The 21,749-nt window shown below is 71.1% G+C and carries 21 protein-coding genes; 1 reads left to right on the forward strand and 20 read right to left on the reverse strand.

Annotated elements, in window-relative coordinates; all coding sequences use genetic code 11:
• Positions 1–24: 24 nt before the first annotated feature.
• The 13 genes from metK to pyrR all read right to left on the reverse strand — a co-directional run bounded on the left by metK (position 25) and on the right by pyrR (position 14,346).
• A complete protein-coding gene (metK, locus tag ACPXCS_RS14885) occupies positions 25–1,233 on the reverse strand; it encodes a methionine adenosyltransferase (protein WP_094056334.1) in 1,209 nt (402 codons plus the stop codon).
• Between the two features lie 236 nt (positions 1,234–1,469).
• Positions 1,470–2,672: a bifunctional phosphopantothenoylcysteine decarboxylase/phosphopantothenate--cysteine ligase CoaBC gene (gene coaBC / locus ACPXCS_RS14890; protein ID WP_425951760.1), complete on the reverse strand. Its 1,203-nt coding sequence runs from the start codon at positions 2,670–2,672 to the stop codon at positions 1,470–1,472.
• Between the two features lie 120 nt (positions 2,673–2,792).
• Positions 2,793–3,065, reverse strand: coding sequence for a DNA-directed RNA polymerase subunit omega (rpoZ, locus tag ACPXCS_RS14895; RefSeq protein ID WP_003988945.1), 273 nt, complete (start codon positions 3,063–3,065; stop codon positions 2,793–2,795).
• A gap of 70 nt (positions 3,066–3,135) precedes the next feature.
• Complete coding sequence (gmk, locus tag ACPXCS_RS14900) at positions 3,136–3,729, reverse strand: guanylate kinase (protein WP_425951761.1); 594 nt, start codon at positions 3,727–3,729, stop codon at positions 3,136–3,138.
• 58 nt (positions 3,730–3,787) lie between these two features.
• Positions 3,788–4,111, reverse strand: coding sequence for an integration host factor (locus tag ACPXCS_RS14905; protein ID WP_003977346.1), 324 nt, complete (start codon positions 4,109–4,111; stop codon positions 3,788–3,790).
• Between the two features lie 277 nt (positions 4,112–4,388).
• On the reverse strand, positions 4,389–5,234 hold the full coding sequence (gene pyrF, locus ACPXCS_RS14910) for an orotidine-5'-phosphate decarboxylase (RefSeq protein ID WP_425951762.1): 846 nt from the start codon (positions 5,232–5,234) through the stop codon (positions 4,389–4,391).
• Positions 5,231–6,337 (reverse strand): quinone-dependent dihydroorotate dehydrogenase, encoded by a 1,107-nt coding sequence (locus ACPXCS_RS14915; protein ID WP_425951763.1) that lies wholly within the window; start codon positions 6,335–6,337, stop codon positions 5,231–5,233. The genes pyrF and ACPXCS_RS14915 overlap by 4 nt, the downstream gene beginning before the upstream one ends.
• A gap of 67 nt (positions 6,338–6,404) precedes the next feature.
• Entirely contained in the window at positions 6,405–9,713 is a 3,309-nt protein-coding gene (carB, locus tag ACPXCS_RS14920; protein ID WP_425951764.1) for a carbamoyl-phosphate synthase large subunit, read from the reverse strand.
• Positions 9,706–10,845 carry a glutamine-hydrolyzing carbamoyl-phosphate synthase small subunit gene (gene carA / locus ACPXCS_RS14925; protein ID WP_425951765.1) on the reverse strand — a complete coding sequence of 380 codons (1,140 nt, stop codon included), beginning with the start codon at positions 10,843–10,845 and terminating at the stop codon, positions 9,706–9,708. Before carA ends, carB begins: the two co-directional genes overlap by 8 nt.
• Positions 10,842–11,411 carry a hypothetical protein gene (locus ACPXCS_RS14930; protein WP_425951766.1) on the reverse strand — a complete coding sequence of 190 codons (570 nt, stop codon included), beginning with the start codon at positions 11,409–11,411 and terminating at the stop codon, positions 10,842–10,844. The genes carA and ACPXCS_RS14930 overlap by 4 nt, the downstream gene beginning before the upstream one ends.
• Complete coding sequence (locus ACPXCS_RS14935; RefSeq protein ID WP_425951767.1) at positions 11,408–12,694, reverse strand: dihydroorotase; 1,287 nt, start codon at positions 12,692–12,694, stop codon at positions 11,408–11,410. The genes ACPXCS_RS14930 and ACPXCS_RS14935 overlap by 4 nt, the downstream gene beginning before the upstream one ends.
• Before the next feature lie 5 nt (positions 12,695–12,699).
• Positions 12,700–13,677 (reverse strand): aspartate carbamoyltransferase catalytic subunit, encoded by a 978-nt coding sequence (locus ACPXCS_RS14940; protein ID WP_425951768.1) that lies wholly within the window; start codon positions 13,675–13,677, stop codon positions 12,700–12,702.
• Between the two features lie 102 nt (positions 13,678–13,779).
• Positions 13,780–14,346, reverse strand: coding sequence for a bifunctional pyr operon transcriptional regulator/uracil phosphoribosyltransferase PyrR (pyrR, locus tag ACPXCS_RS14945; protein WP_031116623.1), 567 nt, complete (start codon positions 14,344–14,346; stop codon positions 13,780–13,782).
• A 266-nt stretch (positions 14,347–14,612) separates the two neighbouring features.
• Between pyrR and bldD the strand changes: the two genes are divergently transcribed.
• On the forward strand, positions 14,613–15,116 hold the full coding sequence (gene bldD / locus ACPXCS_RS14950; RefSeq protein ID WP_030166512.1) for a transcriptional regulator BldD: 504 nt from the start codon (positions 14,613–14,615) through the stop codon (positions 15,114–15,116).
• A gap of 207 nt (positions 15,117–15,323) precedes the next feature.
• Here the strand turns inward: bldD and nusB are convergent, their stop codons facing one another.
• From nusB to aroC, 7 genes are all read right to left on the reverse strand, one after another.
• Positions 15,324–15,758: a transcription antitermination factor NusB gene (gene nusB, locus ACPXCS_RS14955; protein ID WP_425951769.1), complete on the reverse strand. Its 435-nt coding sequence runs from the start codon at positions 15,756–15,758 to the stop codon at positions 15,324–15,326.
• A gap of 2 nt (positions 15,759–15,760) precedes the next feature.
• On the reverse strand, positions 15,761–16,327 hold the full coding sequence (gene efp / locus ACPXCS_RS14960; RefSeq protein WP_425951770.1) for an elongation factor P: 567 nt from the start codon (positions 16,325–16,327) through the stop codon (positions 15,761–15,763).
• 49 nt (positions 16,328–16,376) lie between these two features.
• Complete coding sequence (locus tag ACPXCS_RS14965; protein ID WP_425951771.1) at positions 16,377–17,504, reverse strand: aminopeptidase P family protein; 1,128 nt, start codon at positions 17,502–17,504, stop codon at positions 16,377–16,379.
• 359 nt (positions 17,505–17,863) lie between these two features.
• Positions 17,864–18,727 (reverse strand): Pro-rich N-terminal domain-containing protein, encoded by an 864-nt coding sequence (locus ACPXCS_RS14970; protein ID WP_425951772.1) that lies wholly within the window; start codon positions 18,725–18,727, stop codon positions 17,864–17,866.
• Positions 18,728–18,891: 164 nt separating this feature from the next.
• Entirely contained in the window at positions 18,892–19,983 is a 1,092-nt protein-coding gene (gene aroB, locus ACPXCS_RS14975) for a 3-dehydroquinate synthase (RefSeq protein WP_425951773.1), read from the reverse strand.
• Positions 19,980–20,495, reverse strand: a complete 516-nt coding sequence (locus ACPXCS_RS14980) for a shikimate kinase (RefSeq protein WP_425970969.1) — start codon at positions 20,493–20,495, stop codon at positions 19,980–19,982. The genes aroB and ACPXCS_RS14980 overlap by 4 nt, the downstream gene beginning before the upstream one ends.
• Positions 20,492–21,676: a chorismate synthase gene (gene aroC, locus ACPXCS_RS14985; RefSeq protein ID WP_425970971.1), complete on the reverse strand. Its 1,185-nt coding sequence runs from the start codon at positions 21,674–21,676 to the stop codon at positions 20,492–20,494. The genes ACPXCS_RS14980 and aroC overlap by 4 nt, the downstream gene beginning before the upstream one ends.
• Between the last annotated feature and the right edge of the window lie 73 nt (positions 21,677–21,749).

A 21,749-nucleotide genomic window follows, 5' to 3' on the forward strand; every position in this document is an offset into this window, starting at 1 on the left:
CGGGCCTTGGCGTCTTCGGGCTGGTTACAGGCCCGCGGCCTTGCGCAGGGCGTCCACGCGGTCCGTGCGCTCCCAGGTGAAGTCGGGCAGCTCACGGCCGAAGTGACCGTAGGCGGCCGTCTGGGAGTAGATCGGGCGCAGCAGGTCGAGGTCGCGGATGATGGCGGCCGGGCGCAGGTCGAAGACCTCGTCGATCGCCTTCTCGATCCGGTCCGTGTCGACCTTGGCGGTGCCGAAGGTCTCGACGAACAGACCGACCGGCTCGGCCTTGCCGATCGCGTACGCGACCTGGACCTCGCAGCGGGTGGCGAGGCCCGCGGCGACCACGTTCTTGGCGACCCAGCGCATCGCGTACGCGGCGGAGCGGTCGACCTTGGACGGGTCCTTGCCGGAGAACGCGCCACCGCCGTGCCGGGCCATGCCGCCGTAGGTGTCGATGATGATCTTGCGGCCGGTCAGGCCCGCGTCACCCATCGGGCCGCCGATCTCGAAGCGGCCGGTGGGGTTGACCAGCAGGCGGTAGTTCTCCGTGTCGAGCTTGATGCCCTCGTCCAGCAGGGCCTTCAGCTCCGGCTCGACGACGAACTCCTTGATGTCCGGAGCCAGCAGCGAGTCGAGGTCGATGTCGGAGGCGTGCTGCGAGGAGACGACGACGGTGTCCAGGCGGACCGCCTTGTCGCCGTCGTACTCGATGGTGACCTGCGTCTTGCCGTCCGGGCGCAGGTAGGGGATGGTGCCGTTCTTGCGCACGTCGGACAGGCGCTTGGACAGGCGGTGGGCCAGGAAGATGGGCAGCGGCATCAGCGTCGGCGTCTCGTCCGTCGCGTAGCCGAACATCAGGCCCTGGTCGCCCGCGCCCTGCTTGTCGAGCTCGTCCTCGTCGCCCTCGACCCGGGACTCGTACGCGGTGTCCACGCCCTGGGCGATGTCGGGCGACTGGGCGCCGATCGACACCGAGACGCCGCAGGAGGCGCCGTCGAAGCCCTTCTTGGAGGAGTCGTAGCCGATCTCCAGGATCTTGCTCCGGACCAGCGTCGCGATGTCCGCGTACGTCTTGGTGGTGACCTCGCCGGCCACGTGCACCAGACCGGTCGTGATCAAGGTCTCGACGGCGACCCGGGAGGTCGGGTCCTCACGCAGGAGCGCGTCGAGAATGGTGTCGCTGATCTGGTCAGCGATCTTGTCGGGGTGACCCTCGGTCACGGACTCCGAGGTGAACAGACGACGGGACACAACGCTCCCTGGGGTTGCAGCGGCTGCTGGCTGATCATTGGCGGACGGCGGGGGCTGCACCCGGCGCCGTCCGTGGACAGTTTATCTGTCACGCTTCGGCCACGGTCCCCCCGTCTCGCCACTCGGGAGTGCTGTGACCTGCGGCACGGGCATTCTGCCCAATGCCGAGCGACGTTGGCCAGAGGCGCCACGCCCCGACTGGCCGGGTTTCACGGGGCGGCACAGCTGCCGCGACGTCAGCGCAGACGCTCGACGACCAGGTCCCACACCGTTTCGGCCAGGGCTTCCTTGGGGCCGTGCGCCACGGGCGTCTCACTGCCGTCGGCGCCGAGCACGACGGCCTCGTTCTCCTCGGAGCCGAACGTCTTGCGCTCCCCCACCTCGTTCACCACCAGCAGATCGCAGCCCTTGCGCTTCAGCTTGGCCCGGCCGTTGGCGAGGACCTCGTCGGTCTCCGCGGCGAACCCGACGACGACCTGTCCGGCGCGGGCCCGGTCGGCGGAGAGCTCCGCGAGGATGTCCGGATTCCTCACCAGGGCGATCGGCTCCGGCTCCCGGTCGTCCTTCTTCTTGATCTTGCCGGTGGCGTACGCGGCCGGGCGGAAGTCCGCGACCGCCGCCGCCATGACCACGGCGTCGGCGTCGGCGGCGGCCTTCAGCACCGCCTCGCGCAGTTGCACGGCCGTGCCGACGGGGACGACGTCCACCCCGGCCGGATCCGGCAGGGCGCTGTTGGCCGCGATCAGCGTGACGCGGGCGCCCCGGGCGGCGGCGGTCCGGGCGAGGGCGTAGCCCTGCTTGCCGGAGGAGCGGTTGCCCAGGAAGCGGACGGGGTCAAGGGGCTCGCGGGTGCCCCCGGCGCTGACCACGACGTGCCGGCCCGTCAGGTCCGGTTCGCGGACCCCCCGGGCCAGGACACGGCGGCACACCTCGAAGATCTCGGCCGGGTCGGGCAGCCGGCCCTTGCCGGTGTCGACGCCGGTGAGGCGGCCGACGGCCGGTTCGATGACGAGGGCGCCGCGGCGGCGCAGGGTCGCCACGTTCTCCCGGGTGGCCGGGTGCTCCCACATCTCCGTGTGCATGGCGGGGGCGAAGACGACCGGGCAGCGGGCGGTGAGCAGGGCGTTGGTGAGGAGGTCGTCGGCGAGGCCGTGGGCCGCCTTGGCGAGCAGGTCGGCGGTGGCCGGGGCGACGACGACCAGGTCGGCGTGCTGCCCGATGCGCACGTGCGGCACCTCGTGCACGTCGTCCCACACCTCGGTGGAGACCGGCTTGCCGGAGAGCGCGGACCAGGTCGCGGCACCGACGAAGTGGAGCGCCGACGCCGTGGGCACGACGCGGACGTCGTGGCCCGACTCCGTCAGCCGCCGCAGCAGCTCACAGGCCTTGTACGCGGCGATGCCACCGCTGACACCCAGAACGACCTTCGGCTTGTCCACGTCTCTCCCCGTCTCTGCCCGGACCTCGGCGACCGGCCCACCGTACGACTCCATGACACACCACAGGCCCGGCAGTCGGGCTGCCGGGCCTGCGGAAAAGTCAGCGTCAGCTGCAACTGCTTACTGCGCCGGGCCTTCGACGGCCTCGGACGTGAGCAGCCCCGCGTTGATCTCGCGAAGGGCGATCGAGAGCGGCTTCTCGTGGACGTGGGTGTCGACGAGAGGACCGACGTACTCGAGGAGACCCTCGCCGAGCTGCGAGTAGTACGCGTTGATCTGGCGGGCTCGCTTGGCCGCGTAGATCACGAGGCTGTACTTCGAGTCGGTGGCCTCGAGGAGCTCGTCGATCGGCGGGTTGATGATGCCCTCGGGCGCGGAGATGGAAGAGGACACGCTCTACCTTCCGATGGATGGGAAAGATTCAGTCGGGGTGATCAGCGAGGACCGGATCGATCTGCGATGGTCACACGACGTTCATCAAGGCTAGCAGCTCGCGCGCCACGTCCTCGACGGAGGTGTTGACCAGCGTCGTGTCGAACTCCGGTTCGGCGGCCAGTTCGATCTTGGCGGCCTCCAGCCTGCGCTCGATCACCTCGGGCGGTTCGGTGCCCCGCCCGGTGAGCCGTCGCACCAGTTCCTCCCAGGAGGGAGGGGCCAGGAACACCAGCTGGGCCTCGGGCATCGACTCCCGGACCAGGCGGGCGCCCTGGAGGTCGATCTCCAGCAGGACGGCCTCGCCCTTCTCCAGGCGCTCCTGCACGGCCGCGCGCGGCGTGCCGTAGCGGTTGCCGGCGAACTCGGCCCACTCCAGCAGCTCGCCGTTGGCGATCAGCTTGTCCATCTCGTCGTCGGTGACGAAGAAGTAGTGGACTCCGTGCTGCTCGCCGGGGCGCGGCTTGCGGGTCGTCGCCGACACCGAGAGCCAGACCTCGGGGTGTTCCTTGCGCATGTGAGCGACGACCGTGCTCTTGCCGACCCCGGAGGGGCCGGAGAGCACGGTCAGCCGCGGACGTACGTCCGGGGGCACGGGGGTCGTCCCCCGGGGTGTTGCAGCCATGCAGCGATTATCCAGCAATCCCGGAGTGCCCGTTACTCGCTTCCCCGGAGTGACCGGTTCAGGAACCGGTGCTGCCGAACTCGCGCTCCAGGGAGGCGATCTGGTTGGACCCGAGACCGCGCACGCGGCGGCTCTCGGAGATGCCCAGTCGCTCCATGATCTGCTTGGCGCGGACCTTGCCCACGCCGGGCAGGGACTCCAGGAGGGCGGAGACCTTCATCTTGCCGATGACGTCGTTCTCCTGGCCCTGCTTGATGACCTCGTGGAGGGAGGCGCCGGAGTGCTTGAGTCGATTCTTGACCTCGGCCCGCTCCCGGCGAGCCGCGGCGGCCTTTTCGAGCGCGGCTGCGCGCTGTTCAGGGGTAAGGGGCGGAAGAGCCACGCCTACGTCACCTCGGATGTCGAACTGTCGGATACGGACCGGTGAGGAACCTAGTCGCCCCACACCTGGGGAGCCACGAGCAACACACGCTTGCCCGTTCTCTCGTCGGAGACTAGCGGGCAAGTCCGCCAGAGTCAGCGAGAACAGCGGAAAAGTCCTGGTCAGCCTTCATCTGAACGGACATTTAGGACATACTGCCCCGGATTTGAGGATGTATTCAGACTCAAGCGGCCCCCCGACCACTCGTCGGAGCTCTCGCGATATGGTCTGGACCGCCTCAGGAGGACGTCACGGCCTGCCGGATCTCCTCCGCGACGCGTTCCGCGGCGTCACGCAGAGCGACCGCGTCGGGACCGTGGCGCAGCACTCCCCGGCTGACGTTCGGCACGACGTTGCGCACGGCGGTCCCGAAGACCCGGGGAAGGTCGGCCGGCGTGGCTCCCTGGGCGCCGATCCCGGGGGCGAGCAGCGGGCCGTGGATGTCGAGGTCGTACGCCGAGAGGTCACCGAGGGTGGCGCCGACGACCGCGCCGAAGGAGCCCAGCGGCCGCTCGCCCGCGTTCTCCGCCGCCAGGTGTGCCAGCATCGTCGCTCCGACGTTCCGGCCGTCGGGACGCACGGCGTGCTGGACCTCGCCGCCCTCCGGGTTGGAGGTCAGGGCCAGCACGAACAGCCCGGCCCCGTTCTCCCGGGCCAGCTCGACCGCGGGGGCGAGCGAGCCGTAGCCGAGGTAGGGCGAGACCGTCAGGGCGTCGGAGAACAGCGGCGCGTCCTTGTGCAGGAACGACTCGGCGTAGGCGGCCATGGTCGAACCGATGTCGCCCCGCTTGGCGTCCATCACGACCAGCGCGCCGGCCGCCCGGGCCTCGGCGACGGACCTCTCCAGCACGGCGACCCCGCGCGAGCCGAAGCGCTCGAAGAACGCGCTCTGCGGCTTGAGCACCGCGACCCGGTCGGCGACCGCCTCGACGACCGTGCGGCTGAACCGCTCCAGGCCCGCCACGTCGTCGTTCAGGCCCCACTCGGCGAGCAGGGAGGCGTGCGGGTCGATGCCGACGCACAGCGGGCCGCGCTCGTCCATGGCCCGGCGCAGACGCGCGCCGAAGGGTTCGAGACCACTCATGCCGTCTTCCTCACGTCGGCGCCCACCGCGTCGGCGAGCGTGCGGTACGGGCTCGTGCGCAGGCGTGCGGCGAGCCCCTTGTGGATGGCGCGGGCGTAGAACGGCCCCTCGTAGACGAAGGCGCTGTAGCCCTGGACGAGGGTGGCGCCGGCCAGGATGCGCTGCCAGGCGTCCTCGGCGTTCTCGATGCCGCCGACGCCCACCAGGGTGATCCGGTCCCCCACGCGCGCGTAGAGGCGGCGCAGGACCTCCAGGGAGCGCTCCTTGAGCGGCGCGCCGGACAGGCCGCCGGTCTCCTTGACCAGGGCCGGGCCGGACCGCAGGCCGAGGCCCTCGCGCGCGATGGTGGTGTTCGTGGCGATGATGCCGTCCAGGCCCAGTTCCACGGCGAGGTCGGCGACGGCGTCGACGTCCTCGTCGGCGAGGTCAGGGGCGATCTTCACCAGCAGCGGGACGCGCCGCGCGGGCACCGTGCGGTCGGCGGCCTCGCGGACGGCGCTCAGCAGGGGGCGCAGGGCCTCGGTGGCCTGGAGGTCGCGCAGCCCGGGCGTGTTCGGGGAGGAGACGTTGACCACCAGGTAGTCGGCGTGGGGCGCGAGCCGCTCGGCGGACTTCACGTAGTCCGCGACGGCCTCCTCCTCGGGTACGGCCTTGGTCTTGCCGATGTTGACGCCCACGACGGTCCGGAAGACGGGCGTCCGGGAGGCCAGGCGGGCGGCGACGCGCAGGGAGCCGTCGTTGTTGAAGCCCATGCGGTTGATCAGCGCCCGGTCCTCGACCAGGCGGAACAGCCGCTTCCCGGGGTTGCCGGGCTGGGGCTCGCCGGTGACCGTGCCGATCTCGACGTGGTCGAAGCCGAGCATGGCCATGCCGTCGATGCCGACGGCGTTCTTGTCGAAGCCGGCCGCGAGCCCGAAGGGGCCGTGCATGCGCAGCCCGAGGGCCTCGGTGCGCAGCTCCTTGTGGCGGGGCGCGAGCGCGGCCGCGAGGAAGGTGCGCAGCACCGGCACCCGGGCGGCCAGGCGGATCCAGCGGAAGGCCAGGTGGTGGGCCTGCTCCGGGTCCAGCCGTTTGAAGACGAGACGGAAGAAGATCTTGTACATGGTGTCCTCACGAGGACGTGGTGTCCTCACGAAGAGGGGGACACCGTTTCCGGTGTCCCCCTCGGGGCTAGTCGCGGGCCGCGGTCAGGTGTTCCGCGTGTTCCTGGAGCGATCGGACGCTCACGTCGCCGCGGTTGAGGGCGTCGATGCCCTGGACCGCCGCCGCGAGCGCCTGGACCGTGGTCAGGCAGGGCACGGAGCGTGCCACGGCCGCTGTGCGGATGTCGTAGCCGTCGAGGCGGCCACCGGTGCCGTACGGGGTGTTGACGATGAGGTCGACCTCGCCGTCGTGGATGAGCTGCACGATGGTCTTCTCGCCGTTCGGGCCCACGCCCTCGGACTGCTTGCGTACGACCGTGGCGTTGATGCCGTTGCGCTTGAGGACCTCGGCCGTGCCGGAGGTGGCGAGCAGCTCGAAGCCGTGCGCGACGAGCTCACGGGCCGGGAAGATCATCGAGCGCTTGTCGCGGTTGGCGACCGAGATGAACGCGCGGCCCTTGGTGGGCAGCGGCCCGTAGGCGCCGGCCTGCGACTTGGCGTACGCCGTGCCGAAGACGGCGTCGATGCCCATGACCTCGCCGGTGGAGCGCATCTCCGGGCCGAGGACCGTGTCGACGCCGCGGCCGTGGACGTCGCGGAAGCGCGACCACGGCATGACCGCCTCCTTGACGGAGATCGGCGCGTCGAGCGGGAGCTCACCGCCGTCGCCCTGCCGGGGCAGCAGGCCCTCCTCGCGCAGCTCGGCGATGGTCGCGCCCAGCGAGATCCGCGCGGCGGCCTTGGCCAGCGGCACCGCCGTCGCCTTCGAGGTGAAGGGGACGGTGCGCGAGGCGCGCGGGTTGGCCTCCAGGACGTAGAGGATGTCGCCCGCGAGCGCGAACTGGATGTTGATCAGGCCGCGCACCCCGACACCCTTGGCGATGCCCTCGGTGGAGGCGCGCAGCCGCTTGATGTCGAACCCGCCGAGCGTGATCGGGGGCAGGGCGCACGCCGAGTCGCCGGAGTGGATGCCGGCCTCCTCGATGTGCTCCATGACGCCGCCGAGGTACAGCTCCTCGCCGTCGTACAGGGCGTCGACGTCGATCTCGATCGCGTCGTCGAGGAAGCGGTCGACCAGGACCGGCCGGGAGGGGCTGATCTCGGTGGACTCGGCGATGTAGGACTCCAGGCGGGTCTCGTCGTAGACGATCTCCATGCCGCGTCCGCCCAGGACGTACGAGGGGCGCACCAGGACCGGGTAGCCGATCTCGTCGGCGATGGCCTTGGCCTCGGCGAAGGTGGTGGCGGTGCCGTGCTTGGGGGCCGGGAGGCCGGCCTCCTTGAGGACCTGGCCGAAGGCGCCGCGGTCCTCGGCGGCGTGGATGGCCTCCGGGGAGGTGCCGACGATCGGCACGCCGTTGTCCTTCAGCGCCTGCGACAGGCCCAGCGGGGTCTGGCCGCCGAGTTGGACGACGACGCCCGCGACGGGTCCGGCCTGCTGCTCGGCGTGGACGATCTCCAGCACGTCTTCCAGCGTCAGCGGCTCGAAGTACAGGCGGTCGGAGGTGTCGTAGTCCGTGGAGACGGTCTCCGGGTTGCAGTTGACCATCACCGTCTCGTAGCCCGCGTCGCTCAGCGCGAAGGAGGCGTGGACGCAGGAGTAGTCGAACTCGATGCCCTGGCCGATGCGGTTCGGGCCGGAGCCCAGGATGATGACGGCCGGCTTCTCGCGCGGCGCGACCTCGGTCTCCTCGTCGTAGGAGGAGTAGAAGTACGGCGTCTTCGCGGCGAACTCGGCGGCGCAGGTGTCGACCGTCTTGTAGACCGGGCGGATGCCGAGCGCGTGCCGGACCTCGCGGACGACGTCCTCGCGCAGGCCGCGGATCTCGCCGATCTGCTGGTCGGAGAAGCCGTGCCGCTTGGCCTCGGCGAGCAGCTCGCGGGTCAGCTCGGGCGCCTCGGCCAGCTCGTCGGCGATCTCCTTGATCAGGAAGAGCTGGTCGACGAACCAGGGGTCGATCTTCGTGTAGTCGAAGACCTCCTCGGGCGTGGCGCCCGCGCGGATGGCCTGCATGACGGTGTTGATCCGGCCGTCGGTGGGGCGGACGGACTCCTCCAGCAGCGCGGACTTGTCGCCGGGGTCGCCCACGAAGGTGAACTGGCTGCCCTTCTTCTCCAGCGAGCGCAGGGCCTTCTGGAACGCCTCGGTGAAGTTGCGGCCGATGGCCATGGCCTCGCCGACCGACTTCATGGTGGTGGTGAGGGTGGAATCGGCGCTCGGGAACTTCTCGAAGGCGAAGCGCGGGGCCTTCACGACCACGTAGTCGAGCGTCGGCTCGAAGGAGGCCGGGGTCTCCTGCGTGATGTCGTTCGGGATCTCGTCCAGCGTGTAACCGACGGCCAGCTTGGCGGCGATCTTGGCGATCGGGAAGCCGGTGGCCTTGGAGGCGAGGGCGCTGGAGCGGGACACGCGCGGGTTCATCTCGATGACGATCACACGACCGTCCTCGGGGTTCACCGCGAACTGGATGTTGCAGCCTCCGGTGTCGACGCCGACCTCGCGGATGATCGCGATGCCGACGTCGCGCAGCACCTGGTACTCGCGGTCGGTCAACGTCATCGCGGGCGCCACGGTGATCGAGTCCCCGGTGTGCACGCCCATGGGGTCGAAGTTCTCGATGGAGCAGACGACCACGACGTTGTCGTTCTTGTCGCGCATCAGCTCCAGCTCGTACTCCTTCCAGCCGAGGATGGACTCCTCCAGGAGCACCTCGGTGGTCGGCGAGAGCGTGAGGCCCTGGCCTGCGATGCGGCGCAGCTCCTCCTCGTCGTGCGCGAAGCCGGAGCCGGCGCCGCCCATGGTGAAGGACGGGCGGACCACGACCGGGTAGCCGCCGAGCTCCTCGACGCCCTTGAGGACGTCGTCCATGGAGTGGCAGATGTACGAGCGGGCCGACTCGCCGTGCCCGATCTTCCTGCGGACCTCCTCGACGACCTCCTTGAACAGGTCGCGGTCCTCGCCCTTGTTGATGGCCTCGACGTTGGCGCCGATCAGCTCGACGCCGTACTTCTCCAGGACGCCGTTGCCGTGCAGCGAGATCGCGGTGTTCAGCGCCGTCTGGCCGCCCAGGGTGGGCAGCAGCGCGTCGGGCCGCTCCTTGGCGATGATCTTCTCGACGAACTCGGGGGTGATCGGCTCGACGTAGGTCGCGTCGGCGATCTCCGGGTCGGTCATGATCGTCGCCGGGTTGGAGTTCACCAGGATCACGCGCAGGCCCTCGGCCTTGAGGACGCGGCACGCCTGGGTACCGGAGTAGTCGAACTCGGCGGCCTGGCCGATGACGATCGGGCCGGAGCCGATGACCAGGACGGACTGGATATCGGTGCGCTTAGGCACGCTGGCCCTCCATGAGCTTCACGAAGCGGTCGAAGAGGTAGGCGGCGTCGTGCGGGCCGGCTGCCGCTTCGGGGTGGTACTGGACGCTGAAGGCGGGGCGGTCGAGCAGCTGCAGCCCCTCCACCACGTTGTCGTTCAGGCAGACGTGCGACACCTCGGCGCGGCCGAACGGGGTCTCGGAGACCTTGTCGAGCGGGGCGTCGACGGCGAAGCCGTGGTTGTGCGCGGTGACCTCGACCTTGCCGGTCGTGCGGTCCTGCACCGGCTGGTTGATGCCGCGGTGGCCGTACTTCAGCTTGTACGTGCCGAAGCCGAGCGCGCGGCCCAGGATCTGGTTGCCGAAGCAGATGCCGAACAGCGGCGTGCCGCGCTCCAGGACGCCCTGCATGACGGAGACGGGGTGGTCGGCGGTGGCCGGGTCGCCCGGGCCGTTGGAGAAGAACACGCCGTCCGGGTTCACCGCGTAGACGTCCTCGACGGTCGCGGTCGCCGGGAGCACGTGCACCTCGATGCCGCGTTCGGCCATGCGGTGCGGGGTCATGCCCTTGATGCCGAGGTCGACGGCGGCGACGGTGAACTTCTTCTCACCGATCGCGGGCACGACGTACGGCTCGGTGGTGGCGACCTCGGCGGAGAGGTCGGCGCCCTTCATCTGCGGGACCTCCTGCACGCGGGCGAGGAGCGCGCCGTCGTCCTGCACGGCGTCGCCGCTGAAGATGCCGACGCGCATGGCGCCGCGCTCGCGCAGGTGGCGGGTGAGGGCGCGGGTGTCGATGCCGGAGATCCCGACGACGCCCTGGGCGGCCAGCTCCTCGTCCAGCGTGCGCCGGGAGCGCCAGCTGGAGGGCACGCGCGCGGGGTCGCGCACGACGTAGCCGGAGACCCAGATGCGCCGGGACTCCATGTCCTCGTCGTTGACGCCGGTGTTGCCGACGTGCGGGGCGGTCATCACCACGACCTGCCGGTGGTACGACGGGTCGGTGAGGGTCTCCTGGTAGCCGGTCATGCCGGTGGAGAACACCGCTTCGCCGAAGGTCTCCCCCACGGCCCCGTAGGCGCGGCCGCGGAAGACCCGGCCGTCCTCCAGGACGAGTACGGCGGGAGTTTTGGCTCCCCTGGTGGAGGTGGTCATCGTTCGGCGCCTTCCCTGGTGTTCGTTTCGATCATGGTGTTGACGGCTTCGACCCACGCGTTGTGCTCGGCCGCGTGGTCGGAGCGGAAGCCGGAGTCGATCAGCCGGTCGCCGTGCGCCCAGGTGACGACCAGCAGGCCGCCCTCGGTGAGCACCTTGCCGGCGATGCCCTTGTCGAGCCGGGCCTCGCGCAGCCGGTCCAGCGGGACGAAGAAGTCGTCGGCCCCGGGGCGTACGACGTCCAGGCCGGCGTCCGTCAGCGTCAGCTCGGCGCGGCTGCGGGTGCCCAGGCCGTGGGCGACGATGCGGTCGAGCCACTGCCCGGCGGTGGTGGAGCCGTGGTACCGGCCGCTCATGGTCAGGCGCGCCGGGCCCGGGTCGTCCGGGGCGACGGGCAGCTCGGGCAGGTCGCCCTGGAGGGTGCCGCGCCACTTCCAGCCCTCGCGCATCAGCCAGTAGACGAGCGCGACGAAGAGGGCGAGGCCGACCACCCAGCCGATGCGGGCGGCCCAGTCGGTCACTTGCGCCGATTCCTTCTCGGCGGCCAGCAGGATTACAGGTGTCACGTGAGCTTCCCGTCGACGAGCGTGGCCTTGCCCCGCAGCCACGTGTGCGTCACACGGCCCGGCAGCTCGCGGCCCTCGTAGGGGGTGTTGCGGCTGCGCGAGGCGAAGCCCGCGGGGTCCACCAGCCCACGGTAAGCCGTGTCGACCAGGGTGAGGTTGGCGGGCTCACCTGCCGAGACGGGACGGCCGTGGCCCGCGGCCTGTCCGATCTGCGCGGGCTTGAAGGACATCCGGTCGGCGACGCCGGCCCAGTCCAGCAGGCCCGTGTCCACCATGGTCTCCTGGACCACCGACAGCGCGGTCTCCAGGCCGACCATGCCCATGGCGGCCGCCGCCCACTCGCAGTCCTTGTCCTCGTGCGGGTGCGGGGCGTGGTCGGTGGCGACGATGTCGATCGTGCCGTCGGCGAGCGCCTCGCGCAGGGCCATCACGTCCCGCTCGGTGCGCAGCGGCGGGTTGACCTTGTAGACGGGGTTGTAGGAGCGGACCAGTTCGTCGGTGAGGAGCAGGTGGTGCGGGGTGACCTCTGCGGTCACGGCGATCCCGCGGGACTTGGCCCACCGGACGATCTCGACGGACCCGGCGGTCGACAGGTGGCAGATGTGGACGCGGGAGCCGACGTGGTCGGCGAGCAGGACGTCCCGGGCGATGATCGACTCCTCGGCCACCGCGGGCCAGCCGCCGAGACCCAGCTCGGCGGAGACGACGCCCTCGTTCATCTCGGCGCCCTCGGTCAGCCGCGGCTCCTGCGCGTGCTGCGCGACGACACCGCCGAAGGCCTTCACGTACTCCAGGGCGCGGCGCATGATCACGGCGTCGTGGACGCACTTGCCGTCGTCGGAGAAGACGGTGACGCCGGCGGCCGACTCGTGCATGGCGCCCAGCTCGGCGAGCTTGCGGCCCTCCAGCCCGACGGTGACGGCGCCGATCGGCTGGACGTCGCAGTAGCCGTGCTCCTTGCCCAGCCGCCACACCTGCTCGACGACGCCGGCGGTGTCGGCGACCGGGAAGGTGTTGGCCATGGCGAAGACGGTGGTGTAGCCGCCGGAGGCCGCGGCCCGGGTGCCGGTGAGGACGGTCTCGGAGTCCTCGCGGCCGGGCTCGCGCAGATGGGTGTGCAGGTCGACCAGGCCCGGCAGCAGCACCTTGCCCTCGGCCTCGACGACCTCCGCGCCCTCCGCGGACAGCCCGCCGCCCACCTCGGCGATGGTCCCGCCGTCGATCAGCACGTCCTGGGGCTCGCCGCCGAGCACCTTCGCACCACGGATCAGGATCTTGCTCATCTGTCTTACTTCTCCTCGGTACGGGGGTGGGTGACGGCGGGCTCGTTGCCACCGAGCAGCAGGTACAGCACGGCCATCCGGATGGACACGCCGTTGGCGACCTGCTCGACGACGGTGCAGCGGTCGGAGTCGGCGACCTCGGCGGTGATCTCCATGCCGCGGACCATCGGCCCGGGGTGCATCACGACGGCGTGCTCGGGCATCCGCGCCATGCGGTCGCCGTCCAGGCCGTAGCGCCGGGAGTACTCGCGCTCGGTGGGGAAGAACGCGGCGTTCATCCGCTCGCGCTGGACGCGCAGCATCATCACCGCGTCCGACTTGGTCAGCGTGCTGTCGAGGTCGTAGGAGACCTCGCAGGGCCAGGTCTCGACGCCGACGGGCAGCAGGGTGGGCGGGGCGACCAGGGTGACCTCGGCGCCGAGGGTGTGCAGCAGGTCGACGTTGGAGCGGGCGACGCGGCTGTGCAGCACGTCGCCGACGATCGTGATGCGCCGCCCGTCGAGGTCCTGGCCGAGTCCGGCGTCCCGGCCGATCAGGCGGCGGCGCATGGTGAAGGCGTCCAGCAGGGCCTGGGTGGGGTGCTGGTGGGTGCCGTCGCCGGCGTTGACCACGACCGCGTCGATCCAGCCGGAGTTCGCCAGCCGGTAGGGTGCTCCGGAGGCGCCGTGCCGGATGACCACGGCGTCGACGCCCATGGCCTCCAGCGTCTGGGCGGTGTCCTTGAGGGACTCGCCCTTGGAGACGCTGGAGCCCTTGGCGGAGAAGTTGATGACGTCCGCGGACAGCCGCTTCTCGGCGGCCTCGAAGGAGATCCGGGTGCGGGTGGAGTCCTCGAAGAAGAGGTTGACGATCGTGCGGCCGCGCAGGGTCGGCAGCTTCTTGATCGGCCGGTCGGCGACCCGGGCCATCTCCTCGGCGGTGTCGAGGATCAGGACGGCGTCGTCGCGGGTGAGGTCGGCGGCCGAGATGAGATGACGCTGCATCTGTCAGGCTCCGTAAGGCAGTTCAAACGGGAGAATCGGGGCAGACGGGCGCGCGTGAGCGCGCACTGAGCCGGCGTACGACAGCGGCGTACGCCTGAAGCGCTACTGGGCGTCCGGCTTGGCACCGAGCAGCACGGTGTCGCGACCGTCCTCCTCGGCGAGCTGGACCTTGACCGTCTCCCGCAACGACGTGGGGAGGTTCTTGCCGACGTAGTCGGCGCGAATGGGCAGTTCGCGGTGGCCGCGGTCGACGAGCACGGCGAGCTGCACCGCGCGCGGGCGCCCGATGTCGTTCAGGGCGTCGAGGGCGGCGCGGATGGTGCGGCCGGAGAAGAGCACGTCGTCGACGAGGACGACCAGCTTGCCGTCGATGCCGTCACCGGGGATCTCGGTGCGGGCCAGCGCACGCGGCGGGTGCATGCGCAGGTCGTCGCGGTACATGGTGATGTCGAGCGAGCCGCAGGGGACCTTGCGCTCGGTGATCTGCTCCAGCTTGTCGGCGATCCGCCGGGCGAGGAAGACGCCCCGGGTCGGAATGCCGAGGAGGACCACGTCGTCGGCGCCCTTGGCGCGTTCGACGATCTCGTGGGCGATGCGGGTCAGTACCCGCGCGATGTCGGGCCCTTCGAGAACGGGCCGGGCATCGGACTGTGCGTCGTGCTTGTCCATATGAAACGGACCTCCTTCTCCGCCTCACGGGACGGACCTTAAAGGACGTCGGGATTGCGCCATCCACGGTAGCAGGCCCTCGCGATCGCCCGGACGGCCCCCTCGGATCACCTATTCGGCCCAACACGGTGCCACTACCACGGAAGAGCCGGTGCGGACCATTCGGCTTGACGCGGCAGAGTAACGCTGCGTAACCTCACAGTGAGTTACCAGCCGCGCGGGCTGGCACCCACGCCAGACGCGTCGACACAGTGCCGGGGAGCTATATGTCCAGCGAATACGCCAAACAGCTCGGGGCCAAGCTCCGGGCGATCCGCACCCAGCAGGGCCTTTCCCTCCACGGTGTCGAGGAGAAGTCCCAGGGACGCTGGAAGGCGGTCGTGGTCGGTTCGTACGAGCGCGGTGACCGAGCCGTGACCGTGCAGCGCCTTGCCGAGCTGGCGGATTTCTACGGCGTTCCGGTGCAGGAGCTGCTTCCGGGCACGACCCCGGGCGGCGCCGCCGAGCCGCCGCCGAAGCTGGTCCTCGACCTGGAGCGGCTGGCCACGGTGCCGGCCGAGAAGGCGGGCCCCCTGCAGCGCTACGCGGCCACGATCCAGTCGCAGCGCGGTGACTACAACGGCAAGGTGCTCTCGATCCGCCAGGACGACCTGCGCACACTCGCCGTCATCTACGACCAGTCGCCCTCGGTGCTCACCGAGCAGCTGATCAGCTGGGGCGTCCTGGACGCGGACGCGCGTCGCGCGGTGGCCAGCCACGAGGAGGGCTGACCGTTCCGCGGGACCGTCCGCGGAGCCAGCAGAAACGTGCCGCCGGGGTGGCTGGAACCAAAGGGTTCCAGCCACCCCGGCGGCGTTACCCGGACCGGACGGTCCTCGGCTGTGCGGGGAGACGCCGGAGGGCCCGCAGCGCTCACGCCGCGGGCCCTCCGGCGTTCTGTCTCTCCGGCGTTCTGTCTCTCCGGCGTTCTGTCTCTCTCAGGCCTCGTCGCGGCGGAGCGAAGGCTTGAGCTCCTTCAGCCGGCCGAGCAGGCCGTTCACGAACGCGGGCGACTCGTCCGTGGAGAACTCCTTGGCGAGCTGCACCATCTCGTCGAGGACGACGGCGTCCGGCGTCCCGTCGACCCAGATCAGCTCGTAGGCACCGAGCCGCAGGATGTTGCGGTCGACCACCGGCATCCGGTCCAGCGTCCAGCCGACCGAGTACTGGGCCAGCAGCTCGTCGATGCGCTTCGCGTGCTTCGCGTAGCCCTCGACCAGCTCCATCGTGTACTCGCTGACCGGCGGCTGCCGGGTGTCCGTGCGGGAGAGCCGGACCCAGTCCGCGAGGACCGTCAGGACCTCGGCGCCGCGCTGGTCCCCCTCGAAGAGGATCTGGAAGGCGCGCTTGCGGGCCGTGTTGCGGGCAGCCACGGTTAGCTGTTCACCCGGCCGAGGTAGTCACTGGTGCGGGTGTCGACCTTGATCTTCTCACCGGTGGTGATGAAGAGCGGGACCTGGATCTGGTGGCCGGTCTCCAGCGTGGCCGGCTTGGTGCCGCCGGTGGAGCGGTCGCCCTGCACGCCCGGCTCGGTCTCCTGGACGGTCAGCTCGACGGCGGCCGGCAGCTCCACGAAGAGCACCTCGCCCTCGTGCTGCGCGACCGTGGCCGTGAAGCCCTCGATGAGGAAGTTGGCGGAGTCGCCGACGGCCTTGCGGTCGACCATCAGCTGGTCGTAGGTCTCCATGTCCATGAAGACGAAGTAGTCGCCGTCCATGTAGGAGAACTGCATGTCGCGCTTGTCGACGGTGGCCGTTTCGACCTTGACGCCGGCGTTGAAGGTCTTGTCGACGACCTTGCCGGAGAGCACGTTCTTGAGCTTGGTGCGCACGAAGGCCGGGCCCTTGCCGGGCTTGACGTGCTGGAACTCGACGACGGACCAGAGCTGGCCGCCTTCGAGCTTGAGCACCATGCCGTTCTTGAGGTCGTTCGTGGAAGCCACGGTTGCGGAATCTCCTGGACTGACGTACGACCCCGGTGCACGCACCTTCCTAGAGGGCGAGCAGCTCCTTGGTCGTGATGGTGAGTAGCTCGGGTCCGCCGTCCGCCTCGGGGCGGACGACGAGCGTGTCATCGATCCGGACACCGCCCCGGCCCGGGAGGTGGACCCCCGGTTCGACGGTGACCGGCACGCAAGCGTCCAGTTTACCCATGGCCGCGGGACTCAATTGAGGGTCCTCGTCGATTTCGAGCCCCACACCGTGTCCGGTCAGGGCCGTGAGGCCCTCGGTGTACCCCGCCGAGTCCAGGACCTGGCGGGCGGCGCGGTCGACGTCCTGGCAGGCGGCGCCGGGTACCAGGCTCTCACGCCCGGCGCGCTGGGCCGCGAAGACCAGGTCGTACAGCTCGATCTGCCAGTCCGCCGGGGCGGTGCCGATGACGAACGTGCGGCCGATCTCGCAGCGGTAGCCGCGGTAGGTCGCGCCGAGGCAGACGGAGAGGAAGTCGCCTTCCTCCACGCGGCGGTCGGTGGGGCGGTGGCCGGGGCGGCCGGCGTGGGGGCCCGTGGCCACGGAGGTGGGGAAGGCCGGGCCGTCCGCCCCGTGGTCCACGAGGCGCCGTTCGAGCTCCAGGGCGAGGTGGCGCTCGGTGCGGCCGACGAGGATGGACTCCAGCAGCTCGCCGAGGGCCTGGTCGGCGATCTCGGCGCCGATGCGCATGCAGGAGATCTCCTCCTCGTCCTTGACGACCCTGAGCTGCTCGACGGCGCCGTTGAGGCCGGCGAGGCGGAGGCGGGGGGCGACGGAGCCGAGGGCTCTGTGGCGGGCCACGGTGAGGTGGTGCTCCTCCACGGCGAGGGAGTCGGCGCCCTGGGTCTGGGCGATGTCGGCCGCCGCGACGGCCGGGTCGCCGCCGGGGGCGCCGGGCGTACCGGCGATGCCGGGCAGCGTCTGGACGCGGAGGGCCTCGTCGGGGCGTTCCTGCGTGGGGCGGTCCGCGGAGGAGCCGGGGCACACCAGGAGGTCCTCGGTCCTGCCGAGCAGCAGAACGGCGCCGGGCGGGGCGGCGCCCGCGAGATAGCGCACGTTGGCGGGGCGGGTGATCAGCGCCGCCGCGCTGCCGCCCGCGTTGCAGTGGTCCCTCAGACGCGTCCGGCGGGCCGCGTACACCTCTGACATGACCCGAGCCTACGAGCGGCGGGGGGATGTCGCCGGTCGGGAGGGCCGAGTGGGGGGCAGGGGCCTTCCGGGGTGGGGTGACAGGGACTTCTGTGGCGGCCTGTGCCAGTGGGGCGCGTCGCGTTTTCGCCTGACGGTGGGGGGTGGGGCGGGGCCGTTCCGGGGGTGTCCGTCCTCGGAACGGCGCGATGGGGTCGCGTAAGGACTCACTGTTCGTTGACGCGCCAACCGCTGCGGGCGGACACCCCCCGGCACGGCCCCTTGCGTACGTCGGCGGGTGCGGGCGCGTCTCGGCTGCGAGGGGCGGCACGAGGGGGCGCAGCCGCGCACCCCCCGGTCTCAGGGACGGTGCGCGGTGTCTACCACTGTGGCGGGCTTGCGATCGATCTGGCCAGGACGTCGTCGAGGATCCTCGCCGTCTCGGGGACGTCCAGCTGGGAGTTGTCGATGATCGGCAGGCCGGAGCCGTACCAGCCGGCCATGCGGCCGTGGATTCGGGCGACCTCCTCGTCCGACAGCCGCCGGTTGCCCGAGCGCTCCGCGTTGCGTTCGAGGACGATGTCCAGCCCGGGCAGGAGGACCACCGGCAGCAGGCCGGGGCCGACATGGCGCTTCCAGCCGCCGAGGCCGACGACCGGGCGGTCGGGGAAGACGGCGTCGTCGAGGATGCACGATATGCCGTTCGCCAGGAAGTTGCGCGCGGCGAAGCCGCACGTGCGGCGGGCCAGGCGGTACTGCGCCTCCGAGTTGTCGTTCCACCCGGACTGCGGGTCGGCGAAGCCGGAGCGGACCCACTCGCGCACGTCGTCGAGGCTGATGTGCGCCGTGGGCATGCGGCGGTGGTCCGCCCAGTACTTGGCGACGCTGGTCTTGCCCGCGCCCGCGGGGCCGATGAGCAGCACGGCGAGCGTCGTGCCGGAGGGGTCCGGAGCGGCCGCGGCGGGAGGCGCGCTCGGCATGGCGACCGGGCCGCCCGGCGGCAGCGGCACATGGCCGGTGGTGTCCGGCGGCGGCGGAGCGGCGGCCTGCGGAGGCGGCGCGGCCGGGCCGGGCGGGGACGCGGGGTACCCCGGGGCCGGGGGCGGCGGGGGCACGGGGGCGGAGCCCTGGTGTGCGCCCGGGTGGTGTGGACCCGGGTGGTGTGCGGCCGGGGACCAGCCGACGGCCGGTCCGTGCCCCGGCTGATGGGGCGGCGGCAGCGGAGAACCCACTGCGTGCTGCATCCGGTGCCACTCCGTCTCGTACAGGCGATGGGCGCTGACAGCGGGGGCGGAACCCGCTGCTACCGAACGGTACCGCCCCCGGTCGTCGATGTGTGAACGGCCGGGGGCGGTCCGAAGTGCCCGGCTCCGTAAGGTGATTTCGGGCGGAAGGAGCGACCGGGGACTTACTGCCCCACTTCGCCGTACGCGGCGAGCAGCACGGCCGGGTCGGGTCCCTCCAGGACGGTGGGCTTGGCCAGACCGTCGAGGACGATGAAGCGCAGCAGGTCGCCGCGGGACTTCTTGTCGACCTTCATGGTCTCCAGCAGCTTCGGCCACTGGTCGTGCCGGTAGTACAGGGGCAGCCCGACCGACTCGAGGACGGTGCGGTGGCGGTCGGCCGTCGCGTCGTCCAGCCGGCCCGCGAGGCGGCCGAGTTCGGCGGCGAAGTGCATGCCGACCGAGACCGCCGCGCCGTGGCGCCACTTGTACCGCTCGTTCTTCTCGATGGCGTGACCGAGCGTGTGGCCGTAGTTGAGGATCTCGCGCAGGCCCGATTCCTTCAGGTCCGAGGAGACGACGTCGGCCTTGACCCGGATGGAGCGCTCGATGAGTTCGGCGGTGTGCGGACCGGCCGGGGTGCGGGCGGCCTCGGGGTCGGACTCGATGAGGTCCAGGATCACCGGGTCGGCGATGAAGCCGGCCTTGATGACCTCGGCGAGCCCGGAGACGTAGTCGTTGACCGGGAGGGAGTCCAGCGCGGCCAGGTCGCACAGGACACCGGCGGGCGGGTGGAAGGCGCCGACGAGGTTCTTGCCCTCGGCGGTGTTGATGCCGGTCTTGCCGCCGACGGCCGCGTCGACCATGGCGAGCACGGTGGTCGGGATGGCGATCCAGCGCACCCCGCGCAGCCAGGTCGCGGCCACGAAACCGGCGAGGTCCGTGGTCGCGCCGCCGCCGACGCCGACGATGACGTCGGTGCGCGTGAAGCCGGACTGGCCGAGCGCCTTCCAGCAGTAGGCGGCGACCTCGGCGGTCTTGGCCTCCTCCGCGTTGGGCACCTGGATGGCGACGGCCTCGTAGCCCTGCTCGGCCAGGTCGGCGCGGAGCGCCTCGCCGGTCTCGGCCAGTGCCTCGGGGTGGACGATCGCGACCCGCTTGGCCTTGTCGCCGACGAGTCCGCCGAGCTCACCCAGGAGCCGGTGGCCCACCAGGACCTCGTAGGGGTCGGTGCCCGCGGTTCCGCCGACCTGGATCCGCGTCACTGCCTCGCTCATGCTTCCTTCAACTCCAGTGCGTCGAGGGCGACTTGGGTTACCTCTTCGGGTGTGCGGCCATCGGTGGCCACGACGACCGTGGCGACCTCCTCGTAGAGGTGCCGACGGGCCTCCATCAGCTCGCGCCACTGCTTGCGCGGATTGACCGCGAGCAGCGGCCGGGCCGCGTTGAGGCCGGTGCGCTTGACGGCCTCGTCGACGTCCATCGAGAGGTACGCCACCCGCTGCCCGGCGAGCCGGGCGCGCGTGCCCGGGTCGAGGATCGCGCCGCCGCCGAGCGCCAGGACGCCGTCGTGCTCGGCGAGCGCCCGGTGCACGGCGGCCTTCTCCACGGCCCGGAAGGCGGACTCGCCCTCGTCGACGAAGATCTCGGCGATGGTCCGGCCCTGTTCGGCGACGATGTCGTCGTCGGTGTCCCGGTAGGCGACCCCGAGCCGCTCGGCCAGCAGCCGCCCGACGGTGGACTTGCCCACCCCCATCGGGCCGACCAGCACGACCAGCGGCCCGCTCATCGGATCGCGAGGTGGTCGAGGTACGAGGTGACGTTGCGGCGCGTCTCGGCCACGCTGTCCCCGCCGAACTTCTCCGCCACCGCGTCCGCCAGCACCAGCGCCACCATCGCCTCCGCCACGATCCCGGCCGCCGGGACCGCGGAGACGTCGGAACGCTGGTGGTGGGCCTGCGCGGCCTCGCCGGTGGTGACGTCCACGGTCCGCAGGGCGCGCGGGACGGTCGCGATCGGCTTCATCGCGGCGCGCACGCGCAGCAGTTCACCGGTGGTGAGTCCGCCCTCGGTGCCGCCCGAGCGGCCTGAGGTGCGCCGGATGCCCTCGTCCGTCTTCACGATCTCGTCGTGCGCCTTGGACCCCGGCACCCGCGCCAGTTCGAAACCGTCGCCGATCTCCACGCCCTTGATGGCCTGGATGCCCATCAGCGCGCCGGCGAGCCGGGCGTCGAGCTTGCGGTCCCAGTGCACGTGCGAACCCAGCCCCACCGGCACACCGTAGGCCAGGATCTCCACCACACCCCCGAGGGTGTCACCGTCCTTGTGCGCCTGGTCGATCTCGGCGACCATCGCCTTCGACGCGTCCGCGTCCAGGCAGCGCACCGGATCCGCGTCCAGCCGCTCCACGTCCGCCGGCGTCGGGTACACGCCCTTCGGCGCCTTCGCCGCCGCCAGCTCCACCACATGGCTGACGATCTCGACGCCGGTGGTCTCCTTCAGGTAGGAGCGGGCCACCGCACCCAGCGCCACCCGGGCCGCCGTCTCCCGCGCGGAAGCCCGCTCCAGGATCGGCCGGGCCTCCTCGAAGCCGTACTTCTGCATGCCCGCCAGGTCCGCGTGACCGGGACGCGGACGGGTCAGCGGCGCGTTACGGGCCAGCCCGGCCAGCACCTCCGGATCGACCGGATCGGCCGCCATCACCTGCTCCCACTTGGGCCACTCGGTGTTGCCCACCATGATCGCGACCGGGGAACCCAGCGTGCGACCGTGCCGCACCCCGCCGAGGAAGGTGACCTCGTCCCGCTCGAACTTCATCCGGGCACCGCGGCCATAGCCCAGCCGACGCCTCGCGAGATGGTCCGCCACCATGTCCGTGGTGATCGGCACGCCGGCGGGAAGACCCTCCAGCGTCGCCACGAGTGCGGGACCGTGGGACTCTCCCGCGGTCAGCCAGCGCAACCTGCTCAACGGTGCTCCTCAGTGCTCGCGCCCCGGTACTGCCCTGCGTACGCACGTCCTCGCGTACGGCGACGGCCCGACC

It is taken from the genome of Streptomyces sp. DT190, from assembly GCF_049846985.1.
Taxonomy (GTDB): domain Bacteria; phylum Actinomycetota; class Actinomycetes; order Streptomycetales; family Streptomycetaceae; genus Streptomyces.